Raw genomic sequence first — 21,306 nt, 5'->3', positions numbered from 1 at the left:
GGGTCCGATGCAGGTGCCGAGGTCAGCCCAGCTCGGGCAGGTCCTCGTCGTACAGCAGCGTGAGCTCGTCCGTGCTCGGCTCGTCGAGCTGGGCGACCCGGCTCGCGTGCCGCTCCACCATCGCCTCGAAGGTCTGGCGTGCCGTACGGCCGTTGCCGAACGCCGGACCCTTGGGGAGGGCCGTGAAGTACTTCAGGAGGGCCTCGGCGAGTCCGGGGCCGAGCCGGTACTCGTGTTCCTCGGCCTGCTGCTCCACGATCCGCAGCAGTTCCTCGGGGCCGTAGTCGCTGAAGGTGATGGTCCGTGAGAAGCGGGACGCCACCCCGGGGTTGATCGAGAGGAAGCGCTCCATCTCGGCCGTGTAGCCCGCCACGATGACGACGACCGCGTCCCGGTGGTCCTCCATCAGCTTCACCAGGGTGTCGATGGCCTCCTTGCCGAAGTCCCGGCCCGAGTCCTCCGGCGACAGCGCGTACGCCTCGTCGATGAACAGCACACCGCCGCGCGCCTTGTCGAAGGCCTCCTGGGTGCGGATCGCGGTGGAGCCGATGTGCTCACCGACCAGGTCGACGCGGGACACCTCGACCAGATGCCCCTTCTCCAGGACACCCAGGGAGGCGAGGATCTCGCCGTAGAGGCGGGCGACCGTCGTCTTGCCGGTGCCCGGGGAGCCGGTGAAGACCAGGTGGCGCTTGACGGACGCCGCCTTGAGGCCCGCCTGCTGGCGGCGCCGGCCCACCTCGATCATGTCGGTGAGGGCGCGTACCTCGCGCTTGACGCTCTCCAGGCCCACCAGCGCGTCCAGTTCACCCAGGACGGCCTTGGACGTCCGAGACGACTTCTCGGGCTCCGCGGCGGCGATGAGCGGCTCCTGCTCGGTGCTGCGCTGCCCGGGGATCGCGCCGAGCAGCCCGGGGGACTGATGCGCCGTCTGAACGGCGGGTTCCGGCGCCGAGGGCGGCTGCCTGAGGCCCGCGCTCTCGTCGCTGGTGCAGTCCTCCACGTCGGGGCCCGCCCCGGCCATGCCCGGGCCGCCCTCGGCGAACTCGTACCCGCCCCGCGCGCACCGCTCCGTGCGGCACTTCCGCAGCGTCGTACGGGAGCCGTCGATCACATGGAAGCCATAGCCGGCGCTGCCCCTCACCCGGCAGTTCAGGAACGTGCCCCGGCCGCCCGCCGACACGTAGAACCCGGCCTCCGCCGGGGACTCGACCGTGCAGCGCTCGATGGTGGGGTCGGCGCCCTTGGTGACGATCACGCCGGTCTGGGTGCCGTCCAGGGTGCAGTTGTTGAGGGTGCCGCCACTGCCGTGGTCCCGGAACCAGGCGCCCGTCGCCGCGTCCCGGATCCGGCAGTCGTCGAGCTGCGCGGTGGCGCCGTCGCTGACCGACACGGCCGTGTTGCGCACCTGCGACAGGTCGCTGTCCACGACGTCCGCGCGCGAGCCGCGGTCCAGGACGAACAGCGCGTCCGGCACGTCGTGCACCCGGCAGGAGTCCAGCACGGCGGTGGCGCCGTCGCTGACCCACACCGCCGGGTAGTCGCCTGTGCTGTCGAAGATCTCGCACTGGTTGGCGTCCACGCGCGTGCCCGGGTCCCACACCGAAAGGCCGTTGCGACCGAACTGACGCACCGTCGTGCGGGTCAGGGTGAGTACGGAACGGGAGCGCAGATCGACCGCGTTCTCCGGGATGTCGTGGATACGGCAGTCGGCCAGGGTCAGCACGGCGTCCGTGTCGAGCGTGACGCCGTCGGCGGTGGTGCGGTGCACATCGCAGTCGGTGAGGTGGGCGGTGGCCCGTCCGGTGACCTGGACGCCGGAGCCCCGGACCTCGTAGATCTCGCAACCCACCGCTTCCAGAGCGGAGTTCTCACCGGTCGCCGTCAGCCCCGAGCCGGAGGCGTGGTGCACCCGGCAGCGGTCCAGGCGGGGGTGCGCGCCACCGCGTACGGCGATGCCGGCCTGGCCGGCCGCGACGACCTCGCACTCCTCGAACACGCCGCCCCCGCCGTCGAGTACGGCGATGCCGATGCCCGCGGGGTTGTCGACGGTGCAGCGGCGCACGGTCGGCCGCGCGCCGCCCCGCACCTCGATCCCGGCAGCGGACCGCGTGACGATGCGGACGTCCGACAGCTCCGGGGTGCCCTCCTCGACGAGCAGCGCGGGTGCCGCAGCGTCCTGGCCCTCGACATGCAGGTCCTGAACCACCGCCGAGGCGCGCACGGTCAACGGCACACCGTCCAGGGGAGCGATGCGCACCGAGCCCGGGGAGCCCTCGGGGCCGCGCAGGGTCACCGCCCGCTGGACGACGAGGTTCTCCCGGTAGGTGCCCGGCGCGACGGTGAGGACGTCGCCGTCGGTCGCGGCCTCCAGGGCTGCGGCGAGCGATGCGTACTCACCCGTGCGGCGCCGCCACCGCGATGTGCCGGTGTGCGTCACCTGGACCGTGCCCTGTGCCATGGCGTTGATGTGCCCCCACCTCGTAGTACGCGGGTTTTGCTCCCGGAGAGTTCGGCCGCTCCACCGTAGCGTGCGCGCGGGTGGTGGGTTGACCAGAGCGGTAAGGCCGTCAGCTGCCGGTGCCGGTCCGGCCCCAGTCCGGACCGGCCTTGTCCCAGGCCTGGTCCCAACGCGCGTACCGGCGACGGACCATGTGCCAGACGAGCAGCCGTCTGCCGCCCTCGACAAGGCCGATGGCCAGCAGGGCCGCACCGACCCCGGCGAGCACGGCGTGCGTCGCCGCGGTCGCGGAGTCCAGGGGGCGGGCCACTGTGCGGCCCTGTTGGTCGGTCCATATCCTGAACTGGTCGCCGGGCTGCGGGGTGTCGAGGCCCGCCATGACCTGCCCCTGGTGCACGCTGCCGTCCGGCGCGGTCCAGTCGGCCACGACGCGGGTGCGACGCTCCCGTCCGGTGGTGGCCTCGGGGTCGGCGTCCAGCGGGGAGCCCTCCAGTTCGCGTACCACGGTCGCCGTCACCAGGTGCCGGGACGCGCGCTGGTCGCGCACGGAGTCCTGAAGGGTGTCCTGCGCGAGGCTGCCGACCAGGGAGCCGACCACGGGTGTGAGGACCAGGATCAGCAACAGGGCCGCGAGGGCGACCCAGGCCTCGGCCAGATCGGTCGCACGGCACAGCGGATTGTGCCGCCAGCGCCAGAGTCCGCTGATCGCCCGCATGTCCGGTCACCCCCTTCCCCGCTCCGTGATAGCCCCTGCCGGAGCCGCTCACCCGCGAGCCCGGCGAAGAGAGAGCGAAATCACCTGCCGCCAGGGCTTCTCATGAACTTCTCACGAAATGCCCAACGCGCGGGCCCCCGGCCTCGGTTCCCGCATGTCGTCGCCCACGGGAGAACTTTCCCGGTCGACTCTCTCAGTCGAGGACCGTGACCGGGTCGCCGACCCGGATCGTGCCCCGGGAGAGGGGCACCAGGTTCTGGCCGAACACCAGTTTGCCGCCCAGCCGGCGGTGCCTGCCCAGGGTGTGCAGGGGCTCCCTGCCACGCTCGGCGGTGGCCTGGTCGGTCGTGGTCACCACGCAGCGGCCGCACTTCTTGGCGACACGGAAGGCCACCTCACCGATGGCGATGCGCGACCAGTCGTCCTCGGCCCAGGCGGCGGTGCCCGACACGACGACGTTCGGCCGGAAGCGGTTCATGGGCAGCGGGCCCTCGGCCGGGTGATCACCTCGGGCCAGGAGGGAGTTGAGGGCGTCGAGGGAGGCGGTCGTGGTGACCAGCAGCGGGTAGCCGTCGGCGAAGCTGACCGTCTCGCCCGGCAGGGCGTACTCCGGGTCGACGGGCCGGGACGTGCCGGGATCGGCCATGTGCACGAGACGTGCCCCGATGCCGAGAAACGTGCTGCACCAGTCGTGCGCGGCCTCGTCCTCGGCGGGGGCTGCTTCGACCTTGTCGCGGAAGATCTCCATGGGCACCGTGCCGGACGCGTGCGGCACGGGCACGTTCAGCGGGTCCATGCCGGGCGCGGACAGGCGGACACCGCCGCCGGGCAACAGCTCGGCGGCGGCCAGGGCGAGGTGCGGTTGCTGGCGCTGCGTCACGACCTTTCCCCCTGCGTCGATCAGCGCCCAGCGTCGATCTCCGGCCAGCCCCCAGGGCTCCACGACGGCTGTCCGGGGCGCGGTGCCCCGGAACGCCTTGACCGGATGAACGAGGATCGACTGCAGCTGCGCTTGCCCCATGGAGCCATCGTGCCAGGTGGCGACGACAACCCCGAGGGGAAGGGATCAGTAGCCGCGGTACTGCTGGTTGTTGTACGGGTCCTGGTAAGGAGCCGCGGGCCGGGGAGCCGCGGGGCGCATCGCCTCGTAGCCCATGCCGCCGGGGGCCACCGGGCGAGGCTGCTGCGCCTGCGGACCCGGATAGCCGCGCGGCGCTGCCTGCTGCGGGATGTAGGCGGCAGGCGCCTGCTGCAGCGGAGCGGGCTGCTGCGCATGCGGATAGCCGTAGGAGGGCTGGGACGGGGCCGCCGGGAGGGCGGGCAGTGCCGACGGGAGCGCGGGCAGGTGGCTGCCCGGGGCGTCGTACGCGGCGGGGACCCGGATCGGGGCGATCTGCGGGGTGCCCCGCTCGGCCACGAGCGAGTCGTAGATCGGGGTGTCCGGGAAGGAGGCGGAGTAGTAGCCGCCGCCATAGGTGGAGCGGGGGGAGGTCATGGCACATAAGGTAAGCCCACGATGTGCTGGTTGGGGAGACCGATAAGAGGGTTGTTTTATGTGTCCGCAGTGACGCTGGATCCCCAATGCGAGCGAACTTGGCAAAAAGGGACGCCAATCCGCGTTCGGATCGTGTAAATGCCGAGTTCCGGGTGGGTTACCGGCGGTTGACCGGCGGTGTTCATCCGCCCCTCATGGGAGTTCGATGTCGCGGGGAATAGGTTGACCCTGTAAGAAGCCGATGAGCTGCCAGGACATGCCTGGCACGGTGACCCGTGATGGGGGCGGACATGTCAATGCCGAAAGGATCGAATGTTCCGGTGCCGACGACGGCACTGCGGGTCGAATTGGGCTGGCGTTCCGGACCGGGCGTGCCCGACGCGGACGCCTCGGCGCTGTTGCTGGTCGGCGGAAAAGTCCGCTCCGACGGGGACTTCGTCTTCTACAACCAGCCCGAGCACTCCTCCGGCGCCGTCCGGCACGAGGGCAAGCGGGACGCCGGCGGCCGGGTGACCGACAGCGTGCTCGTCGATCTTGCGCGTGTGGAGCCCGCGATCGAGACCGTCATCCTCGCCGCCTCCGCGGACGGCGGATCGTTTGGCCAGGTCCCGGACCTCTACATCGAGGTCAAGGATGCCGCCCAGGGCACCGCCGTCGCCCGCTTCGACAGTACGGGCGCCACCGTCGAAACCGCCTTCGTCCTCGGTGAGTTCTACCGCCGTCAGGGCGCCTGGAAGTTCCGCGCCGTCGGCCAGGGCTACAGCAGTGGCCTCGAGGGCCTGGCCACCGACTACGGCATCGCGGTCGACGAACCCCAGAGCGCGGCACCCGCTTCCGCGCCCGCAGCCCCGCCGGTCGCGCCCCCGATGACCACGCCCGCACCCCCGCCGCCGGCGATGCAGCCGCCCGCCATACCGCCTGTGCCCCCGCCCGCACCCCAGGCGCCGCCGGTCAGCCTGAGCAAGGTGACGCTGACCAAGGCGGCGCCCTCGGTGTCCCTGACCAAGCAGGGCGGCACCTCGGGCGCCATGCGCGTCAACCTCAACTGGGAGGTGCGCAAGCAGTTCTCGGGCTGGGCGAGCAAGCTGGGCCGCCCGGTCGCCATGCACAACGACCTCGACCTCGACCTGTGCGCCCTGTACGAGCTGACCGACGGCAGCAAGGGAGTCATCCAGTCCCTCGGCAACGCCTACGGCGCCCTGTACCAGCCGCCGTACATCCACCTCGACGGCGACGACCGCACCGGTGCCGCCGGGGAGAACCTCACCGTTAACCTCGACCACCTGCGGGCCTTCCGCCGCATCCTGATCTTCGTGACCATCTACCAAGGCGCACGTTCCTTCGCCGACCTGCACGCCACGGTCACCCTCACACCGCAGCACGGCGCCCCGATCGACTTCTCGCTCGACGAGTGCACGGTCCCCTCGACCGTGTGCGCGCTCGCGCTGATCACCAACACCGGCAGCGACCTGGTCGTCCAGCGCGAGGCCCGCTACCTGGTGCCCGAGCGCGGGGTGAGCCCGCAGCGCACGGTCGACCACGCGTACGCGTGGGGCATGAACTGGACGCCCGGCCGCAAGTAAGCAGTCAGCCCTCGTCGGGCACCGCGTCCGGACGTGCGTAGGTGCGGCCCTTCCAGGCCGCGCCGCGCCCCCGGTAGTGCTGCACCGCGGAATCGACCGTCATCAGAAGATAGAGGAACGCGGTGAACGGCAGCAGGGGAGCGAGCCACAGCGGCTGGCGGTAGTAGCGGAGCATCGGCACATACGTCCCCGTCATCACCAGCCATGCGAGGCCGCCGACGACCGCCGTCACCGTGTCCCCGCCGGCTGGCCCCGCGGCCACGGCCACAGGGGGCACCAGGTAGACCAGCGCGAGCCCGGCGACCGTCCCGGCCAGCAGCAGCGGGTTGTGCCGCAACTGCGCGTACGCACTGCGCGAGACCATGCGCCACAGGTCGCGCAGCCGCGGATACGGGCGCACGCTGTCCACCCGCTCCGCCAGCCCCAGCCAGATGTGGCCGCCGCCGCCCTTGACGGCCCGCGCGAGCGCCACGTCGTCGATGACGGCGTGCCGGATGGCGTCCGGAATCCGCGCCTGCTCGGCTGTCTCGGCACGCAAGAGGACGCAGCCGCCCGCCGCTGCCGCCGTACGTGCCCCCTTCCCACCGATCCGGCGGAACGGATACAGCTGCGCGAAGAAGTAGACGAAGGCCGGCACGACCAGCCGTTCCCACAGACTCTCCACCCGTAGCCGGGCCATCTGGGATACGGCGTCAAAGCTTCCGGTGCGCGCCGCCGCGACCAGCTCCCGCAGGCTGTCGGGTGCATGCGCGATGTCGGCGTCCGTCAGCAGCAGGTACTCGGGGGCACGCGCGCGTGCCAGGCCGATGCCGTGGCGCACCGCCCAGAGCTTGCCGGTCCAGCCGGCCGGTGGTTCGCCGGGGGAGTCCACGGTCAGCGGCAGTCCCCCGTGCCGCCGTGCGAGCGCGCGCGCCAGCTCCCCCGTGCCGTCCGTACTGCCGTCGTCGATCAGGAAGATCTCCGCGCGCCCCGGATAGTCCTGGGCGAGCAGCGACGGCAGAGCGGACGGAAGGACCGCAGCCTCGTCGCGCGCGGGGACGACGACACAGACCGACGGCCATCCGTCCGGTGTCGTCCGACGTGGAAGCCTGACGTCCGTACGCCAGAAGAAGCCCTGGCAGAGCAGTAGCCACAGCCAGGCGGCGAGTGATCCGGCGGCGGTCCACGCGATGGCGCTCACGCGCGAAGTCTGCCCCACCCCGGGGGCCCGCAAGGGGCCATCGACTATCGTGGCCGGGTGAAGATCGCGCTGATGGACTCCGGAATCGGCTTGCTCGCGGCCACCGCCGCGGTACGGCGTCTGCGACCTGACGCCGATCTTGTGCTTTCACTCGACCCGGACGGCATGCCCTGGGGTCCCCGGACTCCCGAGGATCTCACCCGGCGTGCCGTGGCTGTCGCCGACGCCGCCGCCGCGCACCGGCCCGACGTGCTGATCGTCGGCTGCAACACCGCGTCCGTGCACGCGCTGCCCGCCCTGCGCGCCCGCCTCGAACCGGCCATTCCGGTCATCGGCACGGTCCCGGCGATCAAGCCGGCCGCGGCCGGCGGTGGACCCGTCGCGATCTGGGCCACGCCCGCCACCACCGGCAGCCCCTACCAGCGCGGGCTCATCGAGGACTTCGCCGACGGCGTCACCGTCACCGAGGTGCCGTGCTTCGGGCTGGCCGAGGCGGTCGAGCATGCGGACCAGACGGCGATCGAGGCCGCAGTCGCCGCGGCCGCCGCGCTGACACCCGAGGACGTGACGACCGTCGTCCTGGGCTGCACGCACTACGAGCTCGTCTCCGACCGCATCCGCGCAGCCGTCCAGCGCCCCGGCTTTCCGCCGCTCGTCCTGCACGGTTCCGCCGGAGCGGTCGCCGCGCAGGCGCTGCGCCGACTGGGCGAACAGCCCGCCGCCACGGCTGAAGCGAACGGCACCCTTACGGTGCTGCTGAGCGGCCGCGAGGGAACGCTCCCCGAGCCCGCCCTCGCCTACGACGAAGGCCGTCTCCTGCAGGCGATCAGCCCCGCCCGATAACCGGCGGTCACCAGGCGGACGCTCGCGGTCCGGGTGTGGCCCGGTCGGCGTATTCACCCTCTGCAGCGTGGTACCAGCAGAGCGAAACCTGAGTAACCTCATAGGCATGAGGGACCACCCCCACGGCAGGAAGCCGCACCCCGATGTCTGGACCGGGCGGGCGACCAACCGGGTCCAATGGCTGCTGGCGCTCGTCGGCGGCGCTTGCATGGCGCTCGGGATCGAGCTGGCCATCGACTCGCCGTGGACGGACGGCATCCTCCCGCTCGTCATGGCCGTCGTCGGCTGCATCGCGGCCGGGCTGCTGGTCCTCTTCGGCACTCTGGCGTTCGTGCACGTCGCCCTGAGGGTCGACCAGGAGTGCCTCGAGGTGCGCTGCGGCCACATCGGTGTGCCGCGCCGCCGCATCCCCCTGTCCGAGGTGGTGGGCGCGGACTTCGTCCCGAACGTCACGCCGCGCCACTGGGGCGGCTGGGGCTACCGCTGGCGGCCCGAGAAGGGCACCGCGGTCGTCGTACGGCGTGGTGAGGGCCTGGTGCTGCAGCTGTGGGACGGGCACACGTTCACGGTCACCGTGGACGACGCGGAGGCAGCCGTACGAGTCATCAGGGACCGGCTGCGGACCCGGGAGCCCGACACGGCGCTCTGAGCACCTCCCCGTGAGCGGGTCCCCCGGCGGCCCGTGTGTCGGCGGACCCCTGAATCTCGCCCCGCGTCATGAGGTCGGCCTCTCACCACGCGCGTGTGCGTCCAGCTCGCGCGGCGACGGCACGTCGGTGATCGGACGTGCTGTGGCCAGTCCCGCCAGCAGGCCGGCGCCCACCGACACGGTGGTGAAGCTGAGCGCATTGCCGACCGCTGCGATCGCGGCCAGTGCCGTCAGGGCCGCGCCTGCGGTGAGCGCGACCGGGGTGGGGCGCGCGGTGCGCCACAGCGCGAACAGCATCCAGCAGAACGCCGCCGCCAGTAGCAGCACGCCGATGACTCCCTGCTCCGCCGCCTGCTGCAACAGCGCCGAGTGCGGCTTTCCGTCGGACGACAGCGTCTCGCTCGCAGTCGTACTGAGCTCCCCGAAGCGCCCTGGGCCCGCCCCCAGGACCGGCTCCCGGCCGGCCAGGTGCGCGGCGTCGTGCCACAGCTCGATCCGGTGCCGGGTGAGCTGACCTTCCAGCCAGGCGGCGAGCCCGTCGGGCGCCGCGTTGCTCGCGACCGTCCAGGTCAGTCCGGTGACCGCCGTCGCTCCCAGGGCCAGCCCGGCGATGCCCACGCCGCGATGACGGAGGTGGCCGGCGGCGAGCGAGCACAGTACTACGGCGGAACAGGCGACGAAGCCGCTGGTCGAGCCCAGCACTGCCGCGGTCACCGCGATGGCGACGGCCAGCGCCCGCAGGCCGAGTCGCAGGGCGGCGGCGGAGGCGGTCCAGGCTGCGCAGCACGCGGCGCCGGCGGAGAGAGTCAGTACGGCTGCGGTGGCCCCGGCGTGACCCAGCGGGACGTCGATCCGTGGCCCGGGGGAGAGGTGCGGAACGGCCAGGGTCAGGCTCACTCCGGCCAGCGCTCCGGCGCAGGGCGCGGCGACGGGCAGGAGCGCCCCGCTGATCCGGCCCGCGGCATAGCCGGCGGACACGGCGAGGATCGCGAGCAGGACACCTTCGGGGCGGCCGTCGTGCACGGCAGCCGAGATCAGCGACCAGGCGGCGCAGGCTCCCAGAACCACTACGCCTGTCGCGTCAGAAACGTTTCGTCTGTCGTAGTCCTCATCCGGACCTGCCGCAGACGTCATCCCCGTGACATCCACCCCGCCCCCCGAACCGGTCCCCCGACCTGTGACGGGCCCCGGCCGCCCGGACCTGACCGGCCGGTACGACTGAGGCTCCGCCATACCGTAACGGGTGATGGGCGATTTGTGGACGTGTCGTGCAGGAACGATGCGTCACACGAAATCCCGGGGAATCGGGGGATGCACCGTGCGAGTCGGCCCGAGGCGGACGGACCGGACCGGGCGTGGGGGCCGGAGACCCTGCGACCACGCGTGTGCGCGGGCCTCGCCGGCACCGGACCGCGCTGTCGGAGCCAAGGTCGGCCGCCGTACACTCCCGGAGTGACCGTCACCGCAACTTCCGTGGGCGAGTCGGACCAGTTGGAGCCGCAGATCGCGACCGCCTCGCGCGCGGCACGGCTGGCGCGCCGCCTGGTTCCGGCCCTCGCCGCGGCGCTCTCCGGAGTGCTGCTCTACGTCAGCTTCCCGCCCCGCACCCTGTGGTGGCTGGCCCTGCCGGCCTTCGCCGTCTTCGGCTGGGTGCTGCGCGGCCGCAGCTGGAAGGCGGCCTTCGGCCTCGGCTATCTCTTCGGGCTCGGCTTCCTGCTGCCGCTGCTGGTGTGGACCGGCGTGGAGGTCGGACCCGGTCCCTGGCTCGCACTGGTCGTGATCGAGGCGATCTTCGTCGCGCTGGTGGGCGTGGGCGTCGCCGCGGTGTCGAAGCTGCCGGGCTGGCCGCTGTGGGCGGCGGCGCTGTGGATCGCCGGAGAAGCGGCACGCGCGCGTGCGCCCTTCAACGGCTTCCCCTGGGGCAAGATCGCGTTCGGTCAGGCCGAGGGCGTCTTCCTGCCGCTCGCCGCGGTGGGTGGCACACCGGTGCTCGGCTTCGCGGTCGTACTGTGCGGATTCGGCCTGTACGAAGTAGTACGCCTGGCTGTCGAGGCGCGGCGCACACGGGCCGTGCAGCGGTCCACTGCTGCGGTCGCCCTGCTGAGCGTGGCCGTACCGGTGGTGGGCGCGGTGGCCGCCCGGCCCCTGGTCAGCGACAAGGCGGAGGACGGCACCGCGACCGTCGCCGTGATCCAGGGCAATGTGCCGCGCGCCGGCCTGGACTTCAACGCCCAGCGGCGGGCCGTACTGGACTACCACGCGCGTGAGACCGAGCGCCTGGCCGCCGAGGTCAAGGCGGGCAAGGTCGCCCGGCCCGACTTCGTGCTGTGGCCCGAGAACTCCTCGGACATCGACCCGTTCGCCAACGCCGACGCCCGTGCCGTCATCGACAGGGCCGCCAAGGCGATCGGCGCGCCCATCTCCGTCGGCGGTGTCGTGGAGCGGGACGGCAAGCTGCTCAACGAGCAGATCCTGTGGGACCCGGTCAAGGGGCCCATCGACACGTACGACAAGCGGCAGATCCAGCCGTTCGGCGAGTACCTGCCGCTGCGCTCGCTCGTCGGGGCGATCAACGAGAACTGGACCTCCATGGTCCGCAAGGACTTCAGCCGGGGCAGCGAGCCGGGTGTGTTCACCATGGACGGCGCCAAGGTCGGCCTCGTCACCTGCTACGAGGCCGCCTTCGACTGGGCCGTGCGCTCCGAGGTCGTCGACGGCGCCCAGATGATCTCCGTACCGAGCAACAACGCGACCTTCGACCGCAGCGAGATGACCTACCAGCAGCTCGCCATGTCCCGTGTCCGTGCGGTCGAGCACAGCCGGACCGTCACCGTGCCGGTGACCAGCGGTGTCAGCGCGATCATCATGCCGGACGGGACGATCACACAGCGGACGGGCATGTTCGTGCCCGACTCGCTGGTCCAGGAGGTGCCCCTGCGCTCCACCGAGACGCCCGCCACGCGGCTCGGCATCCTCCCGGAGATCGCGTTGCTGCTGGTCGCCGCGGGCGGTGTCGGCTGGGCGATCGGTGCCGGGATGCGCGCACGACGCGCTGGAGAGGTCTAGCGGTACGCCGCTCGGACGCCCCCGGAATCCCGCCGGGGGCACCGCCATCGGCCCGTTAGGGTCGGGTCCATGGCTACTCCTGACTTCATTCGTACGGTCCGGGCCTCGGCCGGCCATCAGCTGTTGTGGCTTCCGGGCGTCAGCGCCGTCGTCTTCGACGACCAGGGACGGGTCCTGCTGGGGCAGCGCGCCGACAACGGCAAGTGGACGGTGGTCAACGGCATCCCGGACCCGGGCGAGCAGCCCGCCGCTGCCGCCGTGCGGGAGGTGTACGAGGAGACGGGTGTCCGATGCGTCGCCGAGCGGGTCGTCCTCATCAGGTCCGGAGGCGAGGTCACCTATCCCAACGGTGACATGTGCCAGTTCATGGACGTCACCTTCCGCTGCCGGGCCGTCGGTGGCGAGGCGCGCGTGAACGACGACGAGTCCCTGGAGGTGGGATGGTTCGAGGTGGACGCGTTGCCCGCGATGGACGAACGTCAGCTGTTCCGGATCAAGCAGGCGCAGTGCGATGAACCCACGTGGTTCGAGCCTATGACCTCGGACTGAAGTATGGGCTGTGGCCATATGTGGTCGGGCGAGGGCGCTGCCTAGGGTCGAGCCATGACCCCGCCCAGCACTCTTCCTGCTCAAGGCTCGTCGGCGCCTTCTCCGCTCGACCTCGGCGGCCGCACCGCCCTTGTCACCGGCGCCGCGGGCGGCATCGGCCGCGCCTGCGCGCTACTGCTCGCGGGCGCGGGAGCCAAGGTGAGAGCGGTCGACCGGGACGCCGCGGGGCTGGAAGAGCTCGCGGAGCGGAGCACGGGGCTCGCGGGCGCCGTCGAGCCGCACGTCCTGGACCTCACCGACCTGGACGCCGCCGAGCTCGCCGCCGCCGGCACCGACATCCTCGTCAACAACGCCGGGTTGCAACTCGTGCGCCCCATCGAGGAGTTCCCGCCGGACGTCTTCCACACGGTGCTCACCGTGATGCTGGAGGCGCCGTTCCGGCTCATCCGTGGTGCCCTGCCCCATATGTACGGGCAGGGCTGGGGCCGCATCGTCAATGTGTCCTCCGTCCATGGGCTGCGCGCCTCGGCCTTCAAGTCGGCCTATGTGGCCGCCAAACATGGTCTGGAGGGACTCTCCAAGACCGCTGCCCTGGAGGGCGCCCCCCATGGCGTCACCTCCAACTGTGTGAACCCCGCCTATGTGCGCACCCCACTGGTCGAGAAGCAACTCGCCGACCAGGCCGAGGCGCACGGCATTCCCGAGGAGCGGGTGCTGACCGAGGTGCTGCTGCAGGACAGCGCGGTCAAGCGGCTCATCGAACCGGAGGAGGTCGCAGAGGCCGTGGCGTATCTGTGCAGCCCGTCGGCGTCTTTCGTGACCGGTACGTCACTCGTGCTCGATGGTGGGTGGACGGCGCACTGATCGGGCTCGCAGGTCGGGCCGGCTGATCGGGCGGGCTGACTGGGCGCGCTGTGCCGGCTCGCAGATCGGGCGTGCTGTTCTGGCTCGCAGATCGGCTGTACCGGTCGGTCGTACCGGCCGGCCGGTGCCGGTGGAGTGCCGAGTTATCCACAGGGCTGACGAGGTGGCGGTGCGATGAGTAATCCTGTCGGCATGTCCCGCGATCACATGCAGCCCGCCGAGCGCTCCGCCGCCGATGCCGGAGCGCCCCTGAGCAGCGCCGATGCGACCCCGGGCGGCGCCGAGGCGCCGTTCCTCGAGCTGCTGGCCCGGGGCGCGTCCGCCGACGCCTACGAGCAGCCGGTGCTGCTCGCCCGCGCCGAGGGCACAGCCACCGAGCGGATCGTCGCGCTCGAGCAGGCCAAGCTGCTCGCGCTGCGTGTGCGCTCCGAGCTGGAGGGGCGCCGCAGGCGCGAGGCCGAACTGTCGGCCCTCTTCGAGACGGCCCACGACCTGGCCGGGCTCCGGGACCTGGACGCCGTACTGCAGGCGATCGTGCAGCGTGCCAGGTCGCTGCTCGGCACCGACGTCGCCTACCTCAGCCTGAACGACCCGGCCAGGGGCGACACCTATATGCGGGTGACCGAGGGTTCGGTCGCCGCCCGCTTCCAGCAGCTGCGGCTCGGCATGGGGGAGGGCCTCGGCGGGCTGGTCGCCCAGACCGCCCGCCCGTATGTCACCGACGACTACTTCAAGGACGAGCGCTTCCAGCACACCCTCGCCATCGACTCCGGCGTGCGCGACGAGGGGCTGGTCGCCATTCTCGGGGTCCCGCTGATGCTCGGACACCATGTGATCGGCGTCCTCTTCGCGGCGGACCGGCGCGCCCGGGTCTTCGAGCGGGAGCAGATCGCGCTGCTCGGCTCCTTCGCCGCCCTCGCCGCGGCGGCCATCGACACCGCGAACCTGCTCACCGAGACGCGCTCGGCCCTCGCAGACCTGGAGCGGGCCAACGAGATCATCCGTGACCGCAGCGGAGTCATCGAACGGGCCTCGGACGTGCACGACCGGCTCGCCGAACTCGTGCTGCGCGGCGGCGGTGTCCACGACGTGGCCGCTGCCGTCTCCGAAGTCCTCGACGGCACGGTCGAGTTCAAGGAGGCCATCGCCGTTCCGGCCGGGGCCCTGGAGATCTCCCGCGTAGAAGGCCACGCGGTGCGGCACGAAGACGACTGGATCGCAGCCGTGGCCGCGGGCGGCGAACTCCTCGGCGCACTGGTCCTGCGCGGCCACCCGGGCCTCGACCCCGTCGACCAGCGCACGCTGGAACGGGCCGGGATGGTCACCTCGCTCCTGCTGCTCGCCCGGCGCTCCGCCGCCGAGGCCGAACAGCGCGTCCGGGGCGAGCTGTTGGACGACCTGCTCGACGCCCGCGACCGCGACCCGCGTCTGCTGCGCGAGCGAGCGGCGCGGCTGGCCGCCGACCTCGACGCCACCCACGTCGTCCTCGCCGCCCGCCTCGAAGCCACCGCGGCCGACGCGGACCAGGAGGCCGCCGCCCGCAGACGCCTGTGGTCCGCCGCGTCCCACCTCGCCGCCACCCGGCACGGTCTGGCCGCCGCCCGCGACGGCGGCACGGTTCTGCTGCTCCCCCTCGAAGCGTCGGACACGGCGACCGACCTGGCCCGCCGCGCCGCCCGCCATCTCGGCACGGCCGTCCACGAGGCGGTCACGGTCGGTGCCTCCGCCCCGGTCGAGAACCTGGCCGCCCACCCGGACGCCGTGGCCGCCGCCTACGAGGAAGGCCGGCGCTGCCTCGACGCCCTGCGGCTGCTCGGCCGCTCCGGGGAGGGCGCCGCCGCCGAGGACTTCGGATTCGTGGGCCTGCTGCTGGCCGGCGACCGTGACATCGCGGGCTTCGTGGACCGTACGATCGGAAAGGTCGTCTCCTACGACGACCGCCGCGGCACCGACCTGCTGCGCACCCTCGACGCATACTTCGCCTGCGGGATGAGCCCGGCCCGCACCAAGGACGAACTGCACGTCCACGTGAACACGGTCGCCCAGCGACTGGAACGCGTCGGCCGCCTCCTCGGCGACGACTGGCAGAGCCCCGCCCGCGCCCTGGAGATACAGCTGGCCCTGCGGCTGCACCGGTTGTCCACACCGGCACAGCGCTGACCCCCGCACGCGCTGGGCGTACGGGGGCCGGTTCCCGGACCGAGGTCCGTGGGGCTTCAGACGGTGTGCGCGTCCGCCGGCCGGGCCGGCACAGGCTCCGCGTCGTCCGCGGGCTCGATGTCGGCCAGGTCGCGGTGGCGGGTCTCCTTGGCCAGGCCGACCGCGATCACCGTGAGGACGGCTGCGGCGATCACGTACAGGGAGATCGGGGTGGAGTTGCCGTAGTCGGCCAGCAGGGCGGTGGCGATCAGCGGCGCGGGTGCGCCCGCCGCGACCGAGGCGAACTGCGCGCCGATCGAGGCACCGGAGTAGCGCATCCGGGTCGCGAACATCTCGGAGAAGAAGGCGGCCTGGGGTGCGTACATGGCGCCGTGCAGTACCAGTCCCACGGTCACGGCGAGGATCAGGTTGCCGAAGCCGCCGGTGTCGATGAGCGAGAAGAACGGGAACATCCACAGCCCGACGCCGACGGCGCCCAGCAGGTAGACGGGGCGGCGGCCGATCCGGTCCGACAGCGCACCCCAGGCCGGAATGACGGCGAAGTGCACGGCGGAGGCGATCAGTACCGCATTGAGGGCGGTCTGCTTGGAGACGCCGGCCGAGGTGGTGGCGTAGACGAGGATGAAGGCGGTGATGACGTAGTAGCTGATGTTCTCCGCCATCCGCGCGCCCATCGCCACCAGCACATCACGCCAGTGGTGCCGCAGTACGGAGACCAGCGGCAGCTTCTCGGCCGGGGCCGCATGCGTGACCTTGCGTGCTTCCGCCTGGGCCAACGCCTGCTTGAAGACAGGCGATTCATCGACAGACAGACGAATCCACAAACCGACGATCACCAGTACACCGGAGAGCAGGAAGGGTATCCGCCAGCCCCAGCTGACGAAGGCGCTGTCCGACAGCAAGGCCGTCAGGAGCGACAGCACGCCGGTGGCCAGCAACTGGCCCGCGGGCGCGCCGGTCTGCGGCCACGAGGCCCAGAAGCCACGCCGCCGCGCGTCCCCGTGCTCGGACACCAGCAGCACGGCCCCGCCCCACTCACCACCGAGCGCGAAGCCCTGCAGCAGGCGCAACACGGTCAGCAGCACGGGCGCCGCGGTGCCGATGGTCGCGTGCGTCGGCAGCAGCCCGATCGCGAAGGTCGCCCCACCCATCAGCAGCAGACTCAACACCAGCAGCTTCTTGCGGCCGAGCCGGTCACCGTAGTGCCCGAACACCAGCGCCCCCAGCGGACGCGCGGCGAACCCGACGGCGTACGTCAGGAAGGACAGCAGTGTGCCGACGAGCGGATCGGAGCCCGGGAAGAACAGCTTGTTGAAGACGAGGGCGGCGGCGGAGCCGTAGAGGAAGAAGTCGTACCACTCGATGGTAGTGCCGATGAGGCTGGCGGCGACGATGCGCTTCAGGTTGCCGGGGGTGCCGGGCGTTGGGGGAGCGGATGCTGCGGAGGCCATGAGCGCCACTTCCTCGTGTGCGGTGGGGACGGGTACGTGTTCGCACACCGTAGGAATCTGCAGGTCAGGCGCACATGTGGTGGGACAACATAGTTCGGGGCCAGAGTGTAAGTGTGGCCTCTACGTCAGCCTCTCGGGCTACGAACTAGGGGCTCGCCAGGCACTGGAACGAGCAATGCCAGGGATGCGTAGTTCGGGATGATTTGGCAGCCCGGTGATGACTCGGGTGCTGACTTGGTGTTCATCGTGGTAGCGGGCCCTGCACGGTCGGTCGGCGGTCGTCGGCGGCCCGCTGGGGTACAGCCGAGGTCGGTGCGGCGCCCGCAGGCCAGGAGGGCGGGAGGGGACACAGTGGCCCCGCGGCCGGGTGCCGCAACTCCCCCTTCCCGCCCCGGACATCGAGCTCCCCGGCGGCGACCTGCTGTCCGGCGGCGGCCCCCTGACCAGTAACAGCGCGGACTCGATGACCGCCAGCCCCTCCACAACCGCCGATACTCGGCGGTAATGTCGCCCCCCGCCGGACGGCACGAGACCGGTGGGTGAGAGCGAAGGGGCCCTCATGGCGACGGACACGCCTGCGGACATACCCGCAGGAACACCTGCGGAGATGGACGCCGCCGACGACCGTTGGCAGCGCATGTGGAACCACCGTGAGCAACTGCTCAGGGTGGCCCGGCGCAGGTCGATGAGTGCTGAGGACGCCGAAGACGCGGTGCACGAGGCGATGCTGCGGGCCGCCGAGCGTCCCGACCTGGACGACGAGAGGCTCGCCGCTTGGCTGACGACGGTCACGATGCGCCTGTGCGTCGACCGCTACCGGCAGGTGAACCGGGAGGCCGAGGTGCGCACCAGCCCGACCCTCGTTGCCCCCGGCCCGGTGCCCGTCGAGGAAGCGGTGTGTGACCGGGCCGAGGCGAAGTGGCTGGCGGTGCGCAGCGGTGAGCTGCCCGCCCGGCAGGCCGAGGCGCTGCGGCTGAAGTCGGAGGACCTCGACGTCGGCCAGGTCGCCGTCCGGATGGGGCTGAGCTATCGGACCGTCGAGTCGCTGCTGGCCCGGGCGCGGCGGACGCTGCGGCAGTCGCTGGCCGCGACGCTCGGGTGCGCGCTGTTCCTGATCGGGTGGGGGCGGCCGCGCGGCGGTGGCAAGGTGCAGGCCGTGGCCGTGGCTTCGACGGCGGCGACGCTGGCGGTGGCGGGGTTCGTGCTGCCGTACACGCTCGACGGGGGCGGAGGCGGAGGCGGTACGGCTCCGCGGCCCACGGTTGCTCCGCCGGGTGCGGAGGCGTTGCGGCCGGACAGCGGCGCTGGCGGCAGGGCTCCTCAGGGGAACCGCCCCGCGGCCTCGGCGGCCGAACCGAAGGCGGCCCGGTCGCCGTCAGGAGAATCGTTCCGGCCGCTGTCCGTGCCGTCGCTGCCGGAAGTGGCGGTGCCGAAGGTCTCGGTGTCCCCGCTGCCAGAGCTGTCCGCGCCGGAGGTGCCACGTGTCCCCGGCGTGCCGGAACTGCCCGAGATCCCGGAACTGGCCGGGACTCCCGAGCCGCCGGTCGAGCCCTCCGCCGTGCCGTCCGCGTCCCTCCCGCTCCCCACGGCGCCCCCTCAGCCGTAACTCCGGTCGGGCAGTCGTAGATCCACCCGAAATCCCCGCCCCGAGTCCCGCTCGAAAAAAAGTCGCCACCCGAGCGACGGACGCTCCGCCCCTCCCCGTAGAGCAGATGTCAGAGCTGCTCCAGGGGCCGAAGGGTGGACCGGATGGGTGTCGAGATCTGTGTGGAAGGGCTGACCAAGTCCTTCGGCCACCAGGTCATCTGGCAGGACGTCTCACTGACGCTGCCCGCCGGGGAGGTCTCGGTCATGCTCGGCCCCTCGGGCACGGGCAAGTCGGTGTTCCTCAAGACGCTTGTCGGACTGCTGAAGCCGGAGCGAGGATCGATCACGATCCAGGGCCGCGACATCACCAGGCTCCGTGAGCATGATCTGTACGAGGTACGGAAGCTCTTCGGCGTGCTGTTCCAGGACGGCGCGCTGTTCGGCTCGATGAACCTGTACGACAACATCGCCTTCCCCCTGCGCGAGCACACCCGTAAGTCCGAGAGCGAGATCCGGCGCATCGTGCTGGAGAAGATGGACATGGTCGGGCTGATCGGCGCCGAGGGAAAGCTGCCCGGCGAGATCTCCGGCGGGATGCGGAAGAGGGCGGGACTGGCCCGGGCCTTGGTGCTCGACCCCGAGATCATCCTTTTCGACGAGCCCGACTCGGGCCTCGACCCGGTCCGCGTCGCCTACCTCAACCAGCTCATCGTCGACCTCAACGCCCAGATCGACGCGACCTTCCTGATCGTCACGCACGACATCTCCTCCGCCCGCCAGGTGCCGGACAACATCGGATTGCTGTTCCGCCGCGAGCTGGTGACGTTCGGGCCGCGCGAGGCACTGTTGACCAGCGATGAGCCCGTCGTACGGCAGTTCCTGAACGGCCGCATGCAGGGCCCGATCGGCATGGCGGAGGAGAAGGACGCCGCCCAGGTCGAGCAGGAGCTGGCCGCCCTCGGCGACGACGCCAAGGGCACAGAGCCTCCCGGCAGCCGGACTCCGACCCCCCGCCTACTGCCGGGGCCGGGTATCCCGCGGTCTCCCCGCTGGGAAGCGATCGCCCGACGCGAGGCCGCGCTGCACCAGAAGACGGTGGTCGGCGCATGAGCCTTTCACCCATCGGAGCGCTGCGGCACTCGGGGAGCCTGTTCGCGATGGCGCTGGACGTCGCCCGGACGATCCCCCGGCGGCCGTTCCAGGCCAGGGAGTTCATCCAGCAAGCCTGGTTCATCGCGAGCGTGACGATCCTTCCGACGGCCCTCGTCTCCATCCCCTTCGGCGCGGTCATCGCCCTGCAGATCGGCAGCCTCACGCGGCAGCTCGGCGCCCAGTCCTTCTCCGGGGCCGCCTCCGTCCTCGCCGTACTGCGCGAGGCCTCGCCGATCGTCACCGCGCTGCTGATCGCGGGCGCCGGCGGCACGGCGATCTGCGCGGACCTCGGGGCGCGGAAGATCCGCGACGAGATCGACGCCATGCAGGTGCTCGGCATCGACCCAATCCATCGCCTCGTCGTGCCGCGTGTGCTGGCGTCGATGCTGGTGGCGGTGCTGCTCAACGGCCTGGTGTCGGTCGTCGGCGTCGCGGGCGGCTACTTCTTCAACGTCGTCCTGCAGAACGGCACCCCCGGCGCCTACCTCGCCTCCTTCACCACCCTCGCCCAGCTCTCCGACCTGTGGGCGGCCGAGATCAAGGCGCTCGTCTTCGGGGCGGTCGCCGCGATCGTCGCCTCCTACAAGGGGCTGACCGCGAAGGGCGGTCCGAAGGGTGTGGGTGACGCGGTGAACCAGTCGGTGGTGATCACCTTCATGTTGCTGTTCGTGACCAACTTCGTGATGACCGCGGTGTACTTCCAGGTCGTCCCGCAGAGGGGTTAGCCGATGAGACTTCTCGACAGACCCCTGCGCTCACTCGAAGCGCTCGGCGTCCAACTTGCCTTCTACGGACGCTCATTGGCCTGGACGGGCCGCACCCTGCGCCGCTACAAGAAGGAGATCCTGCGCTTGCTCGCCGAGGTGAGCTTCGGCCGGGGCGCGCTGGCGGTGGTGGGCGGCACGGTCGGCGTGATCGCCTTCCTGTCCTTCTTCACCGGCACGGAGGTCGGCCTCCAGGGCTACGCGGCCCTCAACCAGCTCGGCACCTCCAACTTCGTGGCGTTCCTCTCGGCGTACTTCAACACCCGCGAGATCGCCCCCCTGGTGGCCGGGCTCGCCCTGTCCGCGACCGTCGGCGCCGGATTCACCGCACAGCTGGGCGCGATGCGGATCAGCGAGGAGACCGACGCGCTCGAAGTGATGGGCGTGCCCTCGCTGCCGTTCCTGGTCACGACCCGGATGATCGCCGGGTTCGTCGCGGTGATCCCGCTGTACGTGATCGGGCTGCTGTCCTCGTACCTCGCCGCGCGAACGATCACCACCGTCTACTACGGCCAGTCGGCCGGCACCTACGACCACTACTTCCACCAGTACCTGCCACCGGTCGACGTGCTGTGGTCCTTCGGCAAGGTGCTCGTCTTCGCCGTCCTGATCATCCTGGTCCACTGCTTCTACGGCTACTACGCGAGCGGTGGCCCGGCGGGCGTCGGCGTGGCGGTGGGCCGTGCGGTGCGGACCTCGATCGTGGCGATCAACGTCCTCGACTTCTTCCTGTCGCTCGCGATCTGGGGCGCCAACACGACCGTACGGATCGCGGGGTGAGCCGCCG

The 21,306-nt window shown here is 71.4% G+C and carries 18 protein-coding genes; 11 read left to right on the top strand and 7 right to left on the bottom strand.

The window, feature by feature from the left end; translation table 11 throughout:
- Nucleotides 1-22 precede the first annotated feature (22 nt).
- From ACWGDB_RS23155 to ACWGDB_RS23140, 4 genes are all read right to left on the bottom strand, one after another.
- Complete coding sequence (locus ACWGDB_RS23155; RefSeq protein WP_453824132.1) at nucleotides 23-2,461, bottom strand: right-handed parallel beta-helix repeat-containing protein; 2,439 nt, start codon at nucleotides 2,459-2,461, stop codon at nucleotides 23-25.
- 109 nt (nucleotides 2,462-2,570) lie between these two features.
- The gene (locus ACWGDB_RS23150) at nucleotides 2,571-3,176 is read right to left on the bottom strand and encodes an Rv1733c family protein (RefSeq protein ID WP_453824131.1); all 606 of its coding nucleotides are present in this window, start codon (nucleotides 3,174-3,176) and stop codon (nucleotides 2,571-2,573) included.
- Nucleotides 3,177-3,369: 193 nt separating this feature from the next.
- Nucleotides 3,370-4,197: an MOSC domain-containing protein gene (locus tag ACWGDB_RS23145; protein WP_453824130.1), complete on the bottom strand. Its 828-nt coding sequence runs from the start codon at nucleotides 4,195-4,197 to the stop codon at nucleotides 3,370-3,372.
- Nucleotides 4,198-4,242: 45 nt separating this feature from the next.
- Nucleotides 4,243-4,671 (bottom strand): DUF6643 family protein, encoded by a 429-nt coding sequence (locus ACWGDB_RS23140; RefSeq protein WP_453824129.1) that lies wholly within the window; start codon nucleotides 4,669-4,671, stop codon nucleotides 4,243-4,245.
- Between the two features lie 296 nt (nucleotides 4,672-4,967).
- Between ACWGDB_RS23140 and ACWGDB_RS23135 the strand changes: the two genes are divergently transcribed.
- On the top strand, nucleotides 4,968-6,254 hold the full coding sequence (locus tag ACWGDB_RS23135) for a TerD family protein (protein WP_453824128.1): 1,287 nt from the start codon (nucleotides 4,968-4,970) through the stop codon (nucleotides 6,252-6,254).
- A 4-nt stretch (nucleotides 6,255-6,258) separates the two neighbouring features.
- On the opposite strand, the gene ACWGDB_RS23130 is transcribed toward ACWGDB_RS23135, so the two are convergent.
- A complete protein-coding gene (locus tag ACWGDB_RS23130) occupies nucleotides 6,259-7,434 on the bottom strand; it encodes a glycosyltransferase (protein WP_453824127.1) in 1,176 nt (391 codons plus the stop codon).
- Nucleotides 7,435-7,491: 57 nt separating this feature from the next.
- Here ACWGDB_RS23130 and ACWGDB_RS23125 point away from each other — a divergent pair, with 57 nt between their 5' ends.
- Nucleotides 7,492-8,277: a glutamate racemase gene (locus tag ACWGDB_RS23125; protein ID WP_453824126.1), complete on the top strand. Its 786-nt coding sequence runs from the start codon at nucleotides 7,492-7,494 to the stop codon at nucleotides 8,275-8,277.
- A gap of 106 nt (nucleotides 8,278-8,383) precedes the next feature.
- Nucleotides 8,384-8,926, top strand: coding sequence for a hypothetical protein (locus ACWGDB_RS23120; protein ID WP_427842596.1), 543 nt, complete (start codon nucleotides 8,384-8,386; stop codon nucleotides 8,924-8,926).
- Between the two features lie 66 nt (nucleotides 8,927-8,992).
- On the opposite strand, the gene ACWGDB_RS23115 is transcribed toward ACWGDB_RS23120, so the two are convergent.
- Entirely contained in the window at nucleotides 8,993-10,060 is a 1,068-nt protein-coding gene (locus ACWGDB_RS23115) for an O-antigen ligase family protein (protein ID WP_453824125.1), read from the bottom strand.
- A gap of 318 nt (nucleotides 10,061-10,378) precedes the next feature.
- Here ACWGDB_RS23115 and lnt point away from each other — a divergent pair, with 318 nt between their 5' ends.
- The 4 genes from lnt (at nucleotide 10,379) to ACWGDB_RS23095 (ending at nucleotide 15,565) form a co-directional block, all read left to right on the top strand.
- Nucleotides 10,379-11,992 carry an apolipoprotein N-acyltransferase gene (gene lnt / locus ACWGDB_RS23110; protein ID WP_453824124.1) on the top strand — a complete coding sequence of 538 codons (1,614 nt, stop codon included), beginning with the start codon at nucleotides 10,379-10,381 and terminating at the stop codon, nucleotides 11,990-11,992.
- 69 nt (nucleotides 11,993-12,061) lie between these two features.
- On the top strand, nucleotides 12,062-12,541 hold the full coding sequence (locus tag ACWGDB_RS23105) for an NUDIX hydrolase (protein ID WP_453824123.1): 480 nt from the start codon (nucleotides 12,062-12,064) through the stop codon (nucleotides 12,539-12,541).
- A gap of 54 nt (nucleotides 12,542-12,595) precedes the next feature.
- Nucleotides 12,596-13,405: a 3-hydroxybutyrate dehydrogenase gene (locus tag ACWGDB_RS23100; RefSeq protein WP_453824122.1), complete on the top strand. Its 810-nt coding sequence runs from the start codon at nucleotides 12,596-12,598 to the stop codon at nucleotides 13,403-13,405.
- 192 nt (nucleotides 13,406-13,597) lie between these two features.
- Entirely contained in the window at nucleotides 13,598-15,565 is a 1,968-nt protein-coding gene (locus ACWGDB_RS23095) for a helix-turn-helix domain-containing protein (RefSeq protein WP_453824121.1), read from the top strand.
- 56 nt (nucleotides 15,566-15,621) lie between these two features.
- Here ACWGDB_RS23095 and ACWGDB_RS23090 read toward each other — a convergent pair whose 3' ends face one another.
- Entirely contained in the window at nucleotides 15,622-17,016 is a 1,395-nt protein-coding gene (locus ACWGDB_RS23090; RefSeq protein WP_453824120.1) for an MFS transporter, read from the bottom strand.
- Nucleotides 17,017-17,575: 559 nt separating this feature from the next.
- Here ACWGDB_RS23090 and ACWGDB_RS23085 point away from each other — a divergent pair.
- The 4 genes from ACWGDB_RS23085 (at nucleotide 17,576) to ACWGDB_RS23070 (ending at nucleotide 21,299) form a co-directional block, all read left to right on the top strand.
- The gene (locus tag ACWGDB_RS23085) at nucleotides 17,576-18,622 is read left to right on the top strand and encodes a sigma-70 family RNA polymerase sigma factor (protein ID WP_453824119.1); all 1,047 of its coding nucleotides are present in this window, start codon (nucleotides 17,576-17,578) and stop codon (nucleotides 18,620-18,622) included.
- A gap of 143 nt (nucleotides 18,623-18,765) precedes the next feature.
- Nucleotides 18,766-19,713, top strand: a complete 948-nt coding sequence (locus ACWGDB_RS23080) for an ABC transporter ATP-binding protein (RefSeq protein WP_453824118.1) — start codon at nucleotides 18,766-18,768, stop codon at nucleotides 19,711-19,713.
- Nucleotides 19,710-20,480, top strand: coding sequence for an MlaE family ABC transporter permease (locus ACWGDB_RS23075; RefSeq protein WP_453824117.1), 771 nt, complete (start codon nucleotides 19,710-19,712; stop codon nucleotides 20,478-20,480). The genes ACWGDB_RS23080 and ACWGDB_RS23075 overlap by 4 nt, the downstream gene beginning before the upstream one ends.
- A gap of 3 nt (nucleotides 20,481-20,483) precedes the next feature.
- Complete coding sequence (locus tag ACWGDB_RS23070) at nucleotides 20,484-21,299, top strand: MlaE family ABC transporter permease (RefSeq protein WP_453824116.1); 816 nt, start codon at nucleotides 20,484-20,486, stop codon at nucleotides 21,297-21,299.
- Nucleotides 21,300-21,306 lie beyond the last annotated feature (7 nt).

This window comes from Streptomyces sp. NPDC055013 (genome assembly GCF_053608645.1).
This window is presented reverse-complemented; position numbering and strand designations above follow the sequence as displayed.

Coding starts and splice junctions, on each gene's coding strand:
- ACWGDB_RS23105 (WP_453824123.1), top strand. CDS start 12,062: ATGGCTACTCCTGACTTCATTCGTACGGTCCGGGCCTCGGCCGGCCAT.
- ACWGDB_RS23140 (WP_453824129.1), bottom strand. CDS start 4,671: ATGACCTCCCCCCGCTCCACCTATGGCGGCGGCTACTACTCCGCCTCC.
- ACWGDB_RS23115 (WP_453824125.1), bottom strand. CDS start 10,060: ATGACGTCTGCGGCAGGTCCGGATGAGGACTACGACAGACGAAACGTT.
- ACWGDB_RS23135 (WP_453824128.1), top strand. CDS start 4,968: ATGCCGAAAGGATCGAATGTTCCGGTGCCGACGACGGCACTGCGGGTC.
- ACWGDB_RS23155 (WP_453824132.1), bottom strand. CDS start 2,461: ATGGCACAGGGCACGGTCCAGGTGACGCACACCGGCACATCGCGGTGG.
- ACWGDB_RS23075 (WP_453824117.1), top strand. CDS start 19,710: ATGAGCCTTTCACCCATCGGAGCGCTGCGGCACTCGGGGAGCCTGTTC.
- ACWGDB_RS23120 (WP_427842596.1), top strand. CDS start 8,384: ATGAGGGACCACCCCCACGGCAGGAAGCCGCACCCCGATGTCTGGACC.
- ACWGDB_RS23095 (WP_453824121.1), top strand. CDS start 13,598: ATGTCCCGCGATCACATGCAGCCCGCCGAGCGCTCCGCCGCCGATGCC.
- ACWGDB_RS23080 (WP_453824118.1), top strand. CDS start 18,766: ATGGGTGTCGAGATCTGTGTGGAAGGGCTGACCAAGTCCTTCGGCCAC.
- ACWGDB_RS23090 (WP_453824120.1), bottom strand. CDS start 17,016: ATGGCCTCCGCAGCATCCGCTCCCCCAACGCCCGGCACCCCCGGCAAC.
- ACWGDB_RS23145 (WP_453824130.1), bottom strand. CDS start 4,197: ATGGGGCAAGCGCAGCTGCAGTCGATCCTCGTTCATCCGGTCAAGGCG.
- ACWGDB_RS23070 (WP_453824116.1), top strand. CDS start 20,484: ATGAGACTTCTCGACAGACCCCTGCGCTCACTCGAAGCGCTCGGCGTC.
- ACWGDB_RS23085 (WP_453824119.1), top strand. CDS start 17,576: ATGGCGACGGACACGCCTGCGGACATACCCGCAGGAACACCTGCGGAG.
- ACWGDB_RS23100 (WP_453824122.1), top strand. CDS start 12,596: ATGACCCCGCCCAGCACTCTTCCTGCTCAAGGCTCGTCGGCGCCTTCT.
- ACWGDB_RS23150 (WP_453824131.1), bottom strand. CDS start 3,176: ATGCGGGCGATCAGCGGACTCTGGCGCTGGCGGCACAATCCGCTGTGC.